Raw genomic sequence first — 14,700 nt, forward strand, 5'->3', positions numbered from 1 at the left:
CCGTACCGCGCGGCCGGAGCGGCTCAGTGCGCGGCGGCGTCCCAGGAACGGCCGACGCCCACCGAGACCTCCATCGCCACCGACAGCCGGTACGCCCCGCCCATCTCCGCGCGGACCAGCGCCTCCACCTGCTCGCGCTCGCCCTCGGCGATCTCCAGCACCAGTTCGTCGTGCACCTGGAGCAGCATCCGCGACCGCAGGCCCGACTCCTCCAGCGCGCGGAACACGCCGAGCATCGCGACCTTGATGATGTCCGCCGCGCTGCCCTGGATCGGCGCGTTCAACGCCATCCGCTCGGCCATCTCGCGGCGCTGCCGGTTGTCGCTGGTCAGGTCGGGCAGGTAGCGCCGGCGGCCGAGGATCGTCTCGGTGTAGCCCTTCTTCCGCGCCTCCTCGACCACCGCGTGCAGGTAGTCGCGCACCCCGCCGAACCGGGCGAAGTACGCCTCCTTCTGCTCCCGCGCCTCGGCCGCCGAGATCCGCAGCTGCTGCGCCAGCCCGTACTCCGAGAGCCCGTACGCCAACCCGTACGACATGGCCTTCACCCGGCGGCGCTGCTCGGCGCCGACCTCCGAGGTCGGCACCGAGAACGCGCGCGACGCGACGAACGTGTGCAGGTCCTCGCCGCTGCGGAACGCCTCGATCAGGCCCTCGTCCTCGGACAGGTGGGCCATGATCCGCATCTCGATCTGGCTGTAGTCGGCGGTCATCAGCTCGGCGTAGCCCGGCCCGACCACGAACGCCTCGCGGATGCGCCTGCCCTCGTCCGTGCGGATCGGGATGTTCTGCAGGTTCGGGTCGGTGGACGACAGCCGGCCGGTCGCCGCGATCGTCTGGTGGAACGTGGTGTGGATGCGGCCGTCGTCGGCCACCGACTTGAGCAGCCCGTCGACGGTCGACTTCAGCCTGGTCACGTCCCGGTGCGCGAGCAGGTGCTGCAGGAACGGGTGCTGGGTGGACTCGAACAGGTTCTGCAACGCGTCCGCGTCGGTGGTGTACCCGGTCTTGGTCTTCTTCGTCTTCGGCATGTTCAGCTCGTCGAACAGCACCGTCTGCAGCTGCTTGGGCGAGCCGAGGTTGATCTCCTTGCCGATCACCGAGTACGCGTCCTGCGCGGCCTGCTTCACGCCCGCCGCGAAGTGCGCCTCCAACGCCGCCAGGTGCTCGGTGTCGATCGCGATGCCGACCGCCTCGACGTCGTCGAGCACCATCATCAGCGGCAGCTCCAGGTTCGCCAGCAGCGACTCCTGGCCGGTGGCGACCAGCTCCGCGTCCAGCGCGTCGGCCAGCTCCGCCACCGCGAACGCCCGCACGATCGCCGCCTGCGCGGTCTTCTGCCGCTCCTCCGCCTCGTCGGCCAGCAGCGACAGCTGCCCGTCGTCGGGCTCCTCGGCCCGCAGCTCGCGCTTGAGGTAGCGCAGCGCCAGGTCGTCCAGCGCGAACGACCGCTGGCCGGGCCGCACCAGGTAGGCGGCCAGCGCCGTGTCGCTGCCGACCCCGCGCAGCTTCCAGCCGCGCGCCCGCAGCGCCCGCAGCGGCAGCTTCAGGTCGTGCGCCGCCTTGACCACGGACTCGTCGGCCAGCCACGCGGCCAGCGCGTTCTCGTCGGCCTCGGTCAGCGACGCGACCTCGACGTACCCGCCCTCGCCGCCGACCGCGGCCAGCGCCACGCCCTCCAGGTCGCCGCCCGAGGAGCGGAACGCGATGCCGACCCGGCCCGAGCGCGCGTGCGCGTCGAGCCACGCGGCCACCCCGCCGACCTCGACCGCGCCGCCGCTGACCGTGAAGCCCTCCTCGGCCTCCGGCTCGGCGGTGGACAGGGTCGAGAACAGCCGGTCCCGCAGCACCCGGAACTCCAGCTCGTCGAACAGCCGGTGCACGGCGTCGCGGTCCCACGGCCGGGCCTGGAGCTCCGCCGGGCCCAGGGGCAGCTCGACGTCGCGCACCAGCTCGGTGAGCTGCCGGTTCAGCATGATGTTGGCCAGGTTCGCCCGCAGCGCGTCGCCGACCTTGCCCGGCACCTCGTCGATGTGGTCGATCAGCCCGTTCAGCGAACCGAACTGGGTGAGCAGCTTGACGATGGTCTTGGGGCCGACGCCGGGCGTGTTCGGCAGGTTGTCCGACGAGTCGCCCCGCACGGCCGCGTAGTCGGCGTACAGCGCGGGCGGCACGCCCTGCTTCTCCAGCACCAGCTCGGGGGTGTACCGGGCCATCTCGGACACGCCCTTGACCGGGTACAGCACCGTGACCTTGTCCGTGACCAGCTGCAACGCGTCGCGGTCGCCGGTGCAGATCAGCACCTCGAAGCCCAGCGCCGTGGCCTGCGTGGTGAGCGTGGCGATCAGGTCGTCGGCCTCGAAGTTCGCCTTGGACAGCACGGGGACGTTCAGCGTGCCCAGGACGTCCTCGATGAGGCTGACCTGGCCGCGGAACTCGTCCGGTGTCTCGCTGCGACCGGCCTTGTACTCCGCGTAGGCCTCGGTGCGGAAGGTCTTGCGCGAGACGTCGAACGCCACCGCGATGTGCGTCGGCTTCTCGTCGCGCAGCAGGTTGATGAGCATCGAGGTGAAGCCGTAGACCGCGTTGGTGGTCTGGCCCGTGCCCGTCTGGAAGTTCTCCTTGGGCAGCGCGAAGAAAGCGCGGTAGGCCATGGAGTGACCGTCGACCAGCAGCAGGCGGGAGGCTTCTGAAGTGCTCACGGCCCGAGTCTAGGGTGAGGGTCCGACAACACCGCACCGACTGGGCAGCACCCACTGGAGCACACGTGACGCCAGCACCCGAGGACATCCCCGGCGCCGACCAGGCCGCCGCCCACGAGCAGCTCACCTCGAAGCTGGGCATCGAGATCACCCGATGGGATGCCGACAGGCTGGTCGGGACGATGCCGGTGAAGGGCAACCGCCAGCCGTACGGGTTGCTGCACGGCGGCGCGAACGCGGTGCTGGCGGAGACGCTCGGCTCGGTCGCGGCGGCCATGCACGCGGCGCCGGACCGGCTGGCCGTGGGGCTGGAGCTGTCGTGCACGCACCACCGGGCCGTGGCCGAGGGCGTCGTCACGGGGGTGTGCACGCCGATCCACCGCGGTCGCAGCACCGCCACCTACGAGATCGTGATCACCGACGAGCAGGACCGGCGCGCCTGCACGGCCCGGCTGACGTGCTTCCTCAAAGATGCCCCGAAGGTGTGAAGGTGCGGTTCGGCCACCCGAGGTGTGCAATTCAAGGTGACCCGGTCGGTCGTGACCCGGTGAGTCGGAGGTGGGCGTGCGGCGCGTGGTGGTGGTGATGGCCGTGGTGCTGGCGGCGGCCGGGTGCGGTGACACCCCGGTCGTGGCCGGGCCCGAGACCACGGCGACGTCGGCGGCGACGTACCCGGTGCCCGTGCAGACGGTGCGCCCGGACGAGAAGCCGCTCAAGATACCGACCACCGCGGACGGCGACACGGCGTTCACGCTGGTCGGCCTGACCACGGAGATGCCGACGCTGATCGGCAGCCACGCCGAGTTCCACGCCAAGGGCCAGTTCGTGCGGATCCGGATGAGCGTGGTCAACAACGGCCGCAGCAGTGTGTCGTTCGACGCGCGCCGGCACGTGCTGATCGACGACCGAGAGGCCGAGCACCCGGTCGACACGCAGGCCATGGCCATCAAGCGGCAGCCGGAGACGATCGACCTGGGCGCGAACGTGCGCCTGGAGTACGACGTCTACTACGACCTGCCCAAGGACGCGAAACCGCTGGCCCTGCGCGTGTACGGCGGGCCGACGCTGACCGACCTGAAGGACGAGTCGAGCACCGAGATCCCGCTGGCCCAGCCCTGAGGGCCGGGCCGGCGGGTCCGCGGCTCAGTGCCCGCCGAGGTACGCCGCGCGCACCTGGGGGTCGTCCAACAACGCCGGTCCGGGGGCGCTCTTCACGACCCGGCCGGTCTCCAGCACGTACGCGCGGTCGGAGAGCTTCAGCGCCTGCTGCGCGTTCTGCTCCACCAGCAGCACGGTCGTGCCGCGCTTGTTGATCTCCTTGATGATCTCGAAGATCTGCGCGATGAGCATGGGCGCGAGGCCCATCGACGGCTCGTCCAGCAGGAGCACCTTCGGCTTGGTCATCAACGCCCGGCCGATGGCGATCATCTGCTGCTCGCCGCCGGACATGGTGCCGCCGAACTGGTTCTTGCGCTCCGCCAGCCGCGGGAACAGCTCGTAGACCTCGGCCAGGTCGGCGTCGAGCGCGTCCTTGCGGGTGTACGCGCCCATCAGCAGGTTCTCCTGCACCGTCATGCCGGGGAACACGCCGCGGCCTTCCGGTGACTGGCCGATGCCCGCGATGACCCGCTTGTGGCCGGGCATCTTGGAGATGTCCACGCCGTTGAACAGCACCTGGCCGCTGGTCAGCGGGCGCAACCCGGAGATGGTCTTCAGCGTGGTCGTCTTGCCCGCGCCGTTGGCGCCGATGAGCGAGACGATCTCACCGTCCTCGACCTGCAGGCTGATGCCCTTGATCGCGGCGATCTTGCCGTAGTGGACGTGGATGTCCTTGAGCTCAAGAAGCATCTTCGGACACCCCCAGGTACGCCTCGATGACCTTCGGGTTGCTCTGCACCTCTTGCGGGAGCCCTTCTGCGATCAGCTGGCCGAAGTCCAGCACCGCCACGCGGTCGCTGACGCCCATGACCAGGCTCATGTCGTGCTCGATCAGCAGCACGGTCCGGCCGCTGTCGCGGATCTTGCGGATCAGCGCCTGCAGCGATTCCTTCTCGGCCGGGTTCATGCCGGCCGCCGGCTCGTCCAGCAGCAGCAGCTTCGGGTCCGTGGCCAGCGCGCGGGCGATCTCCAGCCGCCGCTGGTCGCCGTAGGGCAGGTTCTTCGCGGTCTCGGTCATCCGGCCGGGGATGCCGACGAAGTCGAGCAACTCCCGCGCCAGCTCGCGACCGCGCTTCTCCTCCTTGCGGTGCCAGGGCAGGCCGAGCGTGGCGCCGACCGCACCGGTCTTGTGGTGCGCGTCCGCGCCGACCATCACGTTCTCCAGCGCCGACATGTTGTGGAACAGCCGGATGTTCTGGAACGTGCGGGCGATGCCCAGCTTGGTGATCTTGAACCGCTTGGTGCCGTCGATCCGGGCGCCGTTGAACAACACCTGGCCCTCGGTGGGCTGGTAGACGCCGGTGACCACGTTGAACACGGTGGTCTTGCCCGCGCCGTTGGGCCCGATCAGGGCGAAGATCTCGCCCTGGCCGACGCTGATCTTCGCTTCGCGGAGCGCGACCACGCCGCCGAAGCGCATGGTCACGTTGTCCAGCTGAAGGACGGGAGTGCTCACTTGGCCGCCTCCGTCGTCGAGACATCGGTGTCCGGACCCGCGACCTCGGCACCCATGGTGCCCATGCCGCCGGTGCCCTCGTGCAGTTCGGCCTTCCGCCTGCGGGAGGGCAGCAGGCCCTCCGGCCGCAACGCCATCATCAGCACCAGCACACCGCCGAACAGCAGGATGCGGTACTCGGCCGGGTCCTTGCCCAGCGCTTCCTTCAGCCAGTCGACCTCGCGGAACCGCTCGGGCAGCCAGGCGATCACGAACGCGCCGAGCATGACACCGGGCAGGTTGCCCGCGCCGCCGAGCACGACCGCGGCGAGGATGGTCGCGGACAGGATGAACGGGAAGGTGCCCGGCTCGATGAACACGGCCTTGCCCGCGTAGATGCCGCCGGCCAGGCCGCCGATCATGGCGCCGATGGCGAAGGCGAGCAGCTTGAACTTGAACGTCGGCACGCCCATCAGCTCGGCCGCGTCCTCGTCCTCCCGGATCGCCGCCCACGCGCGCCCGACGCGGCTCTTCTGCAGCCGCACCGAGAAGATGATCACCAGCACGATCGCGGCGACCATCAGGTAGTAGTACGGCGCGGGCAGCACGCCGAAGTCCAGGCCGATCGCCGGCACGTCCGTCGGGTGCGGGATGTTGGGGATGCCGCGCGCGCCGCCGATCTCGTCGGTGTTGTTCGCGGTGATGCGGATGATCTCGCCGAAGCCGAGCGTCACGATCGCCAGGTAGTCGCCGCGCAACCGCAGCGTCGGCGCGCCGAGGATGACGCCCGAGACCGCCGCCAGGAAGATGCCGAACACCACCGTCGGCCAGTACGACCAGCCGTGCTCGGTGGCGAAGTAGGCCAGCGTGTAGCCGCCGATGGCGAAGAACGCGACGAAACCGAGGTCGAGCAGGCCCGCTTGGCCGACGACCACGTTCAGGCCGATCGCCAGCAGGATGTAGGTGCCGATCGGGTAGATCAGCACCGTGGTCCAGTCCGCGCCCGGCGACATGAACGTGCCGATCCAGGGCGCGGGCAGGATCAGCGCGAACACGATCGCGCCGAGGTAGACGACGAACCGCTGCCAGGTCTTGGCGCGTTCCCACCAGTCGCGTGCGCCGTCGAACAGGGCGCCGACGCGCCTCAACGGATTCGCGTTGCCAGTCACTCCGTTGCCTTTCATGCGCGGGCCTTCTGCAGGGATTCGCCGAGGATGCCGGTCGGGCGGAACATCAGCACGACCACCAGCACGGTGAACGCGATCACGTCCTTCCACTCCGAACCCAGGAAGATCGCGCCCCAGTTCTCGATGAGGCCGAGCACGATACCGCCGAGCAGCGCGCCGCGGAGGTTGCCGATACCGCCGAGCACGGCCGCGGTGAACGCCTTGATGCCGAGCACGAAACCGACGTTGAAGACGGTGTTCTCGAACTCCATCAGGTAGAGCGCGCCCGCGACGCCGGCCATCGCGCCACCGAGCAGGAACGTCACCCGCACGATGTTGTCGATGCTGACGCCCATGAGCACGGCGGCTTCAGGGTCCTGCGCCGTGGCGCGGATGCCGCGACCGATCTTGGTCCGGTTCACCAGGCGGTCGAGCGCGATCATCATGATGACCGCGGCGACCACGACGATGATCTGGTCGATGCGGATGGCCGCGTTGCCCACGGTGAACACCGTGTCGCGGTCGACGATGCGCGCCGAGGACTGCTGGTTGCGCCCGGCGTTGCCGGTCAACCAGGGGATGATGACCAGCGCGAACAGTTCCTGGAGGAACAGCGACGCACCGATCGCGGAGATCAGCGCGGTGAGCCTGGTCGCACCCTTTCTGCGCAGCGGCCGGTAGGCCACCAGCTCCAGCAGCATCGCGGCGCCGCCGGAGATCGCCGCGGACGCCACGATGATCAACAGCATCACGCCGAACAGGGCGATCCCGGTCAGGGGCGACGCGGGCGCGATCGCCGTGATCACCACGAGCGACGTGAAGGTGCCGATCATGAAGATCTCGGAGTGCGCGAAGTTGATCAGACGCAGCACGCCGTAGACCATCGTGTAGCCGAGGGCGACGAGTGCGTAGATGGAGCCGAACACCAGGCCGCCCACCGTACTGGGCAGGAACTGGTTGAGGAAATCATCAAGCATGACAGGTTTGCCTCACGGGACGGGCGGGGAGGAAAGAAACTTCGCCATAGTGACGGGGAGCGGGAACTGTCGTTCGCACGACGCTCCCGCTCCCCAGCGCGCTAGCTCACTTGCCTGATCCGTCGCCGGATCACCCTTCCAGCTTCGCTTCCTCCGCCGCACCCAGCAGCTTCACCTTGCCGTCGACGACCTGGTAGATGAAGATCGCGTTGTTCTCGGGCTCGCCGTTCGCCTTGAACTTGATCGGCTTGGAGACGCCCTCGAAGCTGACCGTCTTCAGGAACTCGTTGATCTTCTCGCCGGTGGTGTTGCCCGCCTCGACGGCCTTGATGAACGACGTCGCGGCGTCGTAGCCCTCGGTCGCGTAGATCGCGGGGTCGACGTTGGCGCTCTTCTTGTAGTTGTCGAAGAACGTCTTCAGCGCGCCGGTCACGTCGGGCGTCGGGATGTTGCACGGGCAGGCGAGGACGGCGCCCTCGGCGGCCTCGGTGCCCGCACCGGTCACGAGCTGCTGGTCGAGCGAGCCGTCACCGGAGGCGAAGGTGGCCTTGACGCCGCCGTCGCGCAGCTGCTTGAGCAGCCGGCCGGCCTGCGCGTAGTACCCGCCGAAGACGATCACGTCGGGGTTCGCCGCGGCGACCTTCGTGACGGTGGACGAGTAGTCGGACGCGTCCTTGGAGAACTTGTCGCGCTCGACCGTCACGCTCGACTTCTCGAACGACTGGGCGACGGCGTCGGCCAGGCCGACGCTGTACTCCTGGTCGTCGGACAGGACGAACGCCTTCTTCGGGCTCTTGGCCTTCACCAGGAAGTCCGCGATACCGGGGCCCTGGTCGGCGTCGTTCGCGACGACGCGGTGCCAGTAGGTCCAGCCGTTCTGGGCCAGACCGGGGTTCGTGGCCGACGGCGAGACGCTGGGGATCTTGCCCTCCTCCAGCTGGCCGCCGATGGCCTTGGACTCGCCGGAGAAGGCCGGGCCGATGAGGGCCACGATCTTGTCCTGCGTGATGGCCTTCGTGATCAACGAGGTGGCCTGGTCAGCCTTGCCCTGGCTGTCGTACTGCACCAGCTCGATCTTGACCTTGGGGTTCTTGGCGTTGTACTCCTCGACCGCCATCACCGCACCGTTCCGGGGCGGGATCACGATCGCCGCGTTCTCACCGGTGAGGTCACCCATGAACCCGATCTTGACCGAGGTGACGTCGCCACCCGCGTCGCCACTGCCGCCGCCTCCGGCACAAGCCGCGAGCGCCAGCGACGAAGCCGCCGCCAGCGCCAGAACTCGGCCGAGTCGTGCTCCTGACACCGGAATACCTCCCATGACACCAACCATCCCGCCGGTAGGCGGAGCCCTCACACGAGGGCTTGGGTTAGGGAGGGAACGTAGCTTCAGTTGAGTTCGCTGAACAGGTGGTCTTACTGCTCTGTGTCCACATCGTGACGGTAGTCACCGGAAAATGCCCCGGCGTTAACCACCTTAAATCCAGCTCAAATCGCCGCAGGTCACAAGGTCAATGCGCGCAGTAACCAAGAATGACCCCACGGGCTGTCCGATACTCGAACGTGTATCACTCGCGGGGATAGTCACCCGAAGTTTTCGATGACGGCTTCGGCCACGGCCTTCATCGTGGTACGCCGATCCATCGCGGTGCGCTGCACCCAGCGGAATGCCTCGGGCTCCGACAGACCCTGCTTGGTCATCAGCAATCCCTTGGCGCGTTCGACGACCTTGCGCGTCTCCAGGCGCTCGGTGAGGCCCGCGACCTCGTTCTCCAGCGCCTGCAGCTCCGCGAAGCGGCTCATCGCCAACTCGATCGCGGGCACCAGGTCGCGCTTGGCGAACGGCTTGACCAGGTAGGCCATCGCGCCCGCGTCCCGCGCCCGCTCCACCAGGTCCCGCTGGCTGAACGCGGTGAGGATCACGACCGGCGCGATGCGCTTGCCCGCGATCACCGACGCGGCCTCGATGCCGTCGACCTTGGGCATCTTCACGTCCATGATCACCAGGTCGGGCCGCAGCTCGGTGGCCAGCGTGACCGCCTCGTCGCCGTCGGCGGCCTGCCCGGCCACCTCGTACCCCTCTTCGCGCAACATCTCGACCAGGTCGAGGCGGATGAGGGCCTCGTCCTCGGCCACGAGCACGCGCCGGGGCGCGACCTCGGGCTGGGCCTCGGCAGCCTGTTGGGTCACCGGGGTCCTCCTGACACTCTGGCGGCGGCTCGACGCGGTCGCGTCGGACGAAACCGCAGTCTACCGGCGTGCACCGCCCGGTCCGCGCGGTTGGGCCGTGATCACGGCCACCGGTGACGACTTCGTCGGTTCGGACGCCTCCGCTCGACCGAACGCCGGGGGTGAACGCCTCCCCGGGCAGGTGTCACCCGCCCGGGGAGGTCCGCTCACTTGACGGCCTGCGGCGGCTCCCACCAGCCCGTCACGCCCTCCGGCCACTCCATCGCGGCCAGCGCTTCCTCGTGGTCGGGGTCCGGGCCGTCGACCTCGCGCAGGAACAGGTCGTACCAGCCGGTGGACACCCCGAGCCCGCCGCCGGCACTGGGAACTTCCACGGCGCCGGGCAGCCCGAACACCGGGTGCAGCAGTCGGTCGGCGACCTTCGGCACGCCCAGGCTCGCGGGCCACTCGACCCACCACCGGTCGCCCTGCGCCAGCGCGCGCACCCACGGCGCCGCGCTGAACAGGTGGTACCGGCGCAGCACGGCGCTGCCGACGCCCGTCGGGTACGGCGTCTCGGCCAGGTGGTCGCGCTCGACCGCGGTGAGCGGGCCGTCGATGAACGTGCCGCCCATGCCGCGGCCCTTGAGCAGGGTGCGCACGTACTTGAGGCCGTCCGCCCAGGCCCGCTCGTCCACGCCCGCGAGGTGCACCGCCGCGTCGAGCCCGACCAGCCGCAGCTCCACCGACCGCGGGTGGTGGACGACGCGCAGCCCCGGCACGCCCGCCACCCACGACTCGTCGTGGCGCGGCAGCAGCTCGTACAGCAGCGGCCCGAGGGCGTGCTCGGTGAGGTGCACGCGCGGGCGACGGTCCGGCTCGACGGTGCGGAACGCGTGCGCCGGGCGCAGCATGCTCGCCGGCGGGCGCAGTTGCAGGTGGCCGCCCGCGTCCAGACCCGCCTTCAGCAGCACGCACTCCAGCGCGCGCTGGTCGTCCTCTTCGGCGTCGGGCAGGAACAGGCCGCGCACGTCGGCCTGGCCGCGCAACGCGTCCACCACGCGTTCGCGGCGGTCGTCGGGCAGGTCGTGCAGCACCGCTTTCACCGCGGGCACGGCCTGGGTGAGGTTCTCGCCGGTGTAGCTCCGGCGGAGGTCGACCAGCTGTTCGGTCAACGACGATCGCGCCATGGCAGTCCTCGCTCCCGCCGCCCGGCCCGGCGTGACAAGGACGCGTCAAGCGTCGGTCAACGGTCTTCGGTGGTACTCCATGAGCAGGGGTGCCCTCACCCCGCGGCGGATCTGCCACCCGTTGCCGGGGAGTGGCTCCAGCCTCACGTCTGCTCACGCACGCCGCCTCCGACGATAGCGCAACGTTGCCCGCGAGGCGTCGCGTCCCTAGCGTCTGGCGCATGGTGAGCGGGGCGGAGCGGTTGCTGGGCGTGCTGGCCGCGCACGGCGTCGAGGTCGTGTTCGGGTTGCCGGGCGCGCACAACCTGCCCGTGTGGGAGGCGCTGCGGACCTCCGGCATCCGACTGGTCGGCGTCCGGCACGAGCAGACGGCGGTGTACGCGGCCGACGGCTACGCCCGCGCCACCGGCCGGCTCGGCGTCGCGCTGGTGACCACCGGTCCGGGCGCGGCGAACTGCCTCGGCGCGACCGGCGAGGCGTACGCGTCCGGGTCGCCGGTGCTGGTGATCGCCACCGACATCCCGTCGACGCTGCGCCGTCCCGGCGAGTACCGGGGCACCCTGCACGAGACGCGCGACCAGCGGGCGATGTTCCTGCCGGTGGTCAAGGGCGGGTGGACGCTGCGGGCCGCCGAATCGATCGGCGTCTACGCCGACAGCGCGGCGCTGCTGGCCACCACCGCGCCGCAGGGCCCGGTGTACCTGGGCGTGCCGACCGACTTCCTCACCGCGGACGCGGGCGTGTGGAACCGCATCCCGACCCGCGCGCCGTCGCTGCCGGACCTCGCGCCGGGCGTGGAGCTGATCGCCGCCGCCGAACGTCCGCTGATCTGGGCCGGTGGCGGCGCCGCCCGGTCGGGCGCGGGTGCGGCGGTGGGCGCGCTGGCCTCGCGCATCGGCGCGCCGGTCCTCACCACGTACGGCGCGCGCGGGCTGGTCGACCACCCGCACGTGGTGCAGGGGCCGGCGCACCTGCCGGAGGTCGGCGCGCTGTGGGACGAGGCCGACCTGGTCATCGGGGTGGGCAGCGACTTCGACGGGATGATGACGCAGAACTGGCTGCAGCCCGCGCCGCCACGGCTGCTGAACGTGAACGTGGAGGCGATCCGCAACTACCGGCCCGACGTGACGTTGCGCGGCGACGCGCGGATGGTGGTCTCGGCGCTGACCGCCGCCGTGCCCGCGCGCCCGGACACCGGCGTCGCCTCCCGGGTGGCCGAGCTGAACGACCTGGTGCGCAAGGCGGTCGAGGCGGACGAGCCGCGCGCGGTGCCGCTGCTGGAGGCGGTGGAGGGGCGACGGGTGGTGGCCGACATGTGCGTGGCCGGGTACTGGGTCGGTGGGTTCGGCCGGTTCACCCGGCCCCGCGGGCTGGCGTACCCGGTGGGGTGGGGCACGCTCGGCTTCGGCTTCCCCGCCGCGCTGGGCGCCGCGGTGACCGGGCGGGTGGTGGCGGTGTGCGGCGACGGCGGGTTCCTGTTCGCGGTGGGCGACCTGGCCACGGCCGCGCAGGAGCAGCTGCCGGTGACCGTGGTGCTGGTGGACGACGGCGGGTACGGGATGCTGCGGCACGACCAGGCGCGGGCCGGGCACGAGCCGTTCGGGGTCGACCTGCGGTCGCCGGACTTCGTGGCGCTGGCGCGCAGCTTCGGCGTGGAGGCGTCCGCTGTGGACGGTTTCGGCGACGAGTTCCGGTCGCGCCTGGACGACTACGCGGCGCGGTCGGGGCCGAACGTGCTGGTGGTGCGCGCGGCGGCGTTGAAGCCACCGGTCACCACGTCGCCGCGGTGGTACCGCAGGGACTAAGGTGTCGAACATGAGTTCGAACGAACGCGTGTGGCCCGCGGCGGACGCCCACGACGAGCTGCGGCTGCTGACCGAGTTCCTGACCTTTTTGCGGCTGACCGCGGTGTCGAAGGTGGAGGGCCTGAGCTGGGAGGACGCCTCGGCGACGCCGATCCCGACGTCACCGGTGGTGAGCGCGCTCGGCGTGCTGCGGCACCTGACCGCGGTCGAGCGGTGGTGGCTGTCGATCGAGGCGGGCGGCGTCGAGCTGCCGTCGTTGTGGGGCGAGGACGCGGACGCGTCGTGGCTCCTGCACGACGGCGACACGGTCGAGTCGGTGATCGCCGAGTACCGCGCCGAGTGGGAGCGGTCGGCCCTCGCGCTCAAGGGCCTCGGCCCGGACGACCGCACCAGGGGCGATCACGACGGCATCGGCCGCACCGTGCGCTGGGTCCTCGCCCACCTGGTGCAGGAGACCGGCAGGCACGTCGGCCACCTCGACTTCCTCCGCGAGCTGGCGGACGGGCAGAAGGGCGAGTAGCCCTCCGGGGTGTTCCGGCCGATCGACCCTTGGCACGTGGCGCGGTCCGGACGACGCTGGGCGCATGACGACCTACGCGTCCACCAATCCCGCCGACCTGTCCGACGTCGTCACGCGCGTCGAGCTGGTCGGGGCGGAGGAGTTCGCGGCCGCCGCCCGCCGGGCCCGGTCGGCGCAGCGGGAGTGGGCCCGGGTGCCCGCGCCGGTGCGGGGGCAGGTGGTGGCGAACATCGGGCGGTTGGTCGAGGCCAACGCCGAGGCGCTCGCGCGGATCGTCACCCGGGAGATCGGCAAGCCCCTGCCCGAAGCCCGCGGCGAGGTGCGGGAGGTCGTGGACACGTGCACGTTCTTCTCGGGTGAGGGACGCCGGCTGTACGGGCACACCGTGCCCTCGGAGATGCCGGACAAGCAGCTGTTCACGTTCCGCGAGCCGGTCGGCGGCACGGTGGTCGTCACGGCGGGCAACTTCCCGGTGGCCGTGCCGTCGTGGAGCATCGTGCCGTCGCTGCTGTGCGGCAACTCCGTGGTGTGGAAGCCCGCCGAGTACTCGGCCGCGTCCGCCCGGGCGTTCTACGACCTCGTCATGCGCGCGGGCGTGCCGGAGGGCGTGTTCGAGATCGTCTTCGCGGACGGCGAGGAGACCTTCCGCGGCCTCGAGTCCGGTCTCGGGCAGGGGCTGGTGGACAAGGTCGCGTTCACCGGGTCGTCGGCGGTGGGGTCGCGGCTCGGCGAGCTGTGCGGGCGGCACCTCCAGTCGCCGTGCCTGGAGCTGGGCGGCAAGAACCCGATGGTGGTCACCGAGGACGCCGACCTGGACCTGGCGGTGCGGGGCGCGTTGTTCTCCGGCTTCGGCACCGGCGGGCAGCGGTGCACGTCGTTGGGCACGGTGATCGTGCACGAGGACGTGCACGGCGAGTTCGTGCGGCGGTTCGCGGAGGCGACCGGGACGGCGGTGGTCGGCGACCCGTTCGACGAGGACGTGCTGTACGGGCCGATGCTGGACGCGAAGTTCGCGGCGCGGTTCGAGGAGTACCTCGGCTGGATCGGCGACCACCACGTCACGCACGGCTCGACGGCGTTGGGCCGGATCACGAGCACCAACCCCCGCAACGGTTTCCGCGGCGACCCGGAGCGCGGCCTGTTCTACCACCCGGTCGTCGTCGACGGTGTCCGGCCGGACGACGACCTGTTCCGCCACGAGACGTTCGGGCCGGTCGTCGGCGTCACCGCCTACCGCGCGCTGGACGAGGCGATCGAGCTCGGCAACCTGCCCGGCTACGGCCTGTCGTCCGCGATCTACACCACGGACCCGGCGAAGGCGTTCGCGTTCCGCGAGGGCATCGGCGCGGGCATGGTGAGCGTGAACAACTCGACCTCCGGGGCGGAGGCGCACCTGCCGTTCGGCGGGAACGGCAAGTCCGGCAACGGTTCCCGGCAGTCCGGCACGTGGGTGCTCGACCAGTTCACCCGGTGGCAGTCGATGAACTGGGACCGCTCCGGGTCGTTGCAGAAGGCCCAGATGGACACGCTCGCGGTCGAGGCGGACCTTGACTTCCGGCTGGCCTGACCGGGCGTCCGTCG

General features: G+C 70.6%; 13 protein-coding genes. 5 read left to right on the forward strand and 8 right to left on the reverse strand.

Annotated elements, in window-relative coordinates:
• Positions 1 to 23 precede the first annotated feature (23 nt).
• A complete protein-coding gene (gene polA, locus LNK82_RS11435; protein ID WP_308257196.1) occupies positions 24 to 2,699 on the reverse strand; it encodes a DNA polymerase I in 2,676 nt (891 codons plus the stop codon).
• Between the two features lie 65 nt (positions 2,700 to 2,764).
• On the opposite strand from polA, the gene LNK82_RS11440 reads away from it, so the two are divergent.
• Positions 2,765 to 3,187, forward strand: a complete 423-nt coding sequence (locus tag LNK82_RS11440) for a hotdog fold thioesterase (protein WP_230566922.1) — start codon at positions 2,765 to 2,767, stop codon at positions 3,185 to 3,187.
• A 76-nt stretch (positions 3,188 to 3,263) separates the two neighbouring features.
• On the forward strand, positions 3,264 to 3,818 hold the full coding sequence (locus LNK82_RS11445) for a DUF4352 domain-containing protein (RefSeq protein ID WP_230566923.1): 555 nt from the start codon (positions 3,264 to 3,266) through the stop codon (positions 3,816 to 3,818).
• Between the two features lie 24 nt (positions 3,819 to 3,842).
• On the opposite strand, the gene LNK82_RS11450 is transcribed toward LNK82_RS11445, so the two are convergent.
• The 7 genes from LNK82_RS11450 to LNK82_RS11480 all read right to left on the reverse strand — a co-directional run bounded on the left by LNK82_RS11450 (position 3,843) and on the right by LNK82_RS11480 (position 10,794).
• Positions 3,843 to 4,547 carry an ABC transporter ATP-binding protein gene (locus LNK82_RS11450; RefSeq protein WP_230566924.1) on the reverse strand — a complete coding sequence of 235 codons (705 nt, stop codon included), beginning with the start codon at positions 4,545 to 4,547 and terminating at the stop codon, positions 3,843 to 3,845.
• Complete coding sequence (locus LNK82_RS11455) at positions 4,537 to 5,277, reverse strand: ABC transporter ATP-binding protein (protein WP_230567167.1); 741 nt, start codon at positions 5,275 to 5,277, stop codon at positions 4,537 to 4,539. Before LNK82_RS11455 ends, LNK82_RS11450 begins: the two co-directional genes overlap by 11 nt.
• Before the next feature lie 32 nt (positions 5,278 to 5,309).
• Entirely contained in the window at positions 5,310 to 6,476 is a 1,167-nt protein-coding gene (locus tag LNK82_RS11460) for a branched-chain amino acid ABC transporter permease (protein ID WP_308257197.1), read from the reverse strand.
• Positions 6,473 to 7,435: a branched-chain amino acid ABC transporter permease gene (locus tag LNK82_RS11465; RefSeq protein ID WP_230566926.1), complete on the reverse strand. Its 963-nt coding sequence runs from the start codon at positions 7,433 to 7,435 to the stop codon at positions 6,473 to 6,475. The genes LNK82_RS11460 and LNK82_RS11465 overlap by 4 nt, the downstream gene beginning before the upstream one ends.
• A 130-nt stretch (positions 7,436 to 7,565) precedes the next feature.
• Positions 7,566 to 8,741 carry a branched-chain amino acid ABC transporter substrate-binding protein gene (locus tag LNK82_RS11470; RefSeq protein WP_230566927.1) on the reverse strand — a complete coding sequence of 392 codons (1,176 nt, stop codon included), beginning with the start codon at positions 8,739 to 8,741 and terminating at the stop codon, positions 7,566 to 7,568.
• Between the two features lie 278 nt (positions 8,742 to 9,019).
• A complete protein-coding gene (locus tag LNK82_RS11475) occupies positions 9,020 to 9,625 on the reverse strand; it encodes an ANTAR domain-containing response regulator (protein WP_073888656.1) in 606 nt (201 codons plus the stop codon).
• Between the two features lie 206 nt (positions 9,626 to 9,831).
• Positions 9,832 to 10,794: a hypothetical protein gene (locus tag LNK82_RS11480; protein WP_230566928.1), complete on the reverse strand. Its 963-nt coding sequence runs from the start codon at positions 10,792 to 10,794 to the stop codon at positions 9,832 to 9,834.
• Positions 10,795 to 11,015: 221 nt separating this feature from the next.
• Between LNK82_RS11480 and LNK82_RS11485 the strand changes: the two genes are divergently transcribed.
• The 3 genes from LNK82_RS11485 (at position 11,016) to LNK82_RS11495 (ending at position 14,686) form a co-directional block, all read left to right on the forward strand.
• Positions 11,016 to 12,599, forward strand: coding sequence for a thiamine pyrophosphate-binding protein (locus LNK82_RS11485; RefSeq protein ID WP_230566929.1), 1,584 nt, complete (start codon positions 11,016 to 11,018; stop codon positions 12,597 to 12,599).
• 10 nt (positions 12,600 to 12,609) lie between these two features.
• Entirely contained in the window at positions 12,610 to 13,119 is a 510-nt protein-coding gene (locus LNK82_RS11490; protein WP_230566930.1) for a DinB family protein, read from the forward strand.
• Positions 13,120 to 13,183: 64 nt separating this feature from the next.
• A complete protein-coding gene (locus tag LNK82_RS11495; protein WP_230566931.1) occupies positions 13,184 to 14,686 on the forward strand; it encodes an aldehyde dehydrogenase family protein in 1,503 nt (500 codons plus the stop codon).
• The last annotated feature ends 14 nt before the right edge of the window (positions 14,687 to 14,700 follow it).

This window comes from Saccharothrix luteola (assembly GCF_020859565.1).
Lineage (GTDB): Bacteria > Actinomycetota > Actinomycetes > Mycobacteriales > Pseudonocardiaceae > Actinosynnema > Actinosynnema luteola.

What these genes read in the sequence shown, in the direction of transcription:
- LNK82_RS11480 (WP_230566928.1), bottom strand. Translation starts at nt 10,794, where the DNA reads ATGGCGCGATCGTCGTTGACCGAACAGCTGGTCGACCTCCGCCGGAGC.
- LNK82_RS11455 (WP_230567167.1), bottom strand. Translation starts at nt 5,277, where the DNA reads ATGCGCTTCGGCGGCGTGGTCGCGCTCCGCGAAGCGAAGATCAGCGTC.
- LNK82_RS11460 (WP_308257197.1), bottom strand. Translation starts at nt 6,476, where the DNA reads ATGAAAGGCAACGGAGTGACTGGCAACGCGAATCCGTTGAGGCGCGTC.
- LNK82_RS11485 (WP_230566929.1), top strand. Translation starts at nt 11,016, where the DNA reads ATGGTGAGCGGGGCGGAGCGGTTGCTGGGCGTGCTGGCCGCGCACGGC.
- LNK82_RS11490 (WP_230566930.1), top strand. Translation starts at nt 12,610, where the DNA reads ATGAGTTCGAACGAACGCGTGTGGCCCGCGGCGGACGCCCACGACGAG.
- LNK82_RS11450 (WP_230566924.1), bottom strand. Translation starts at nt 4,547, where the DNA reads ATGCTTCTTGAGCTCAAGGACATCCACGTCCACTACGGCAAGATCGCC.
- LNK82_RS11465 (WP_230566926.1), bottom strand. Translation starts at nt 7,435, where the DNA reads ATGCTTGATGATTTCCTCAACCAGTTCCTGCCCAGTACGGTGGGCGGC.
- LNK82_RS11495 (WP_230566931.1), top strand. Translation starts at nt 13,184, where the DNA reads ATGACGACCTACGCGTCCACCAATCCCGCCGACCTGTCCGACGTCGTC.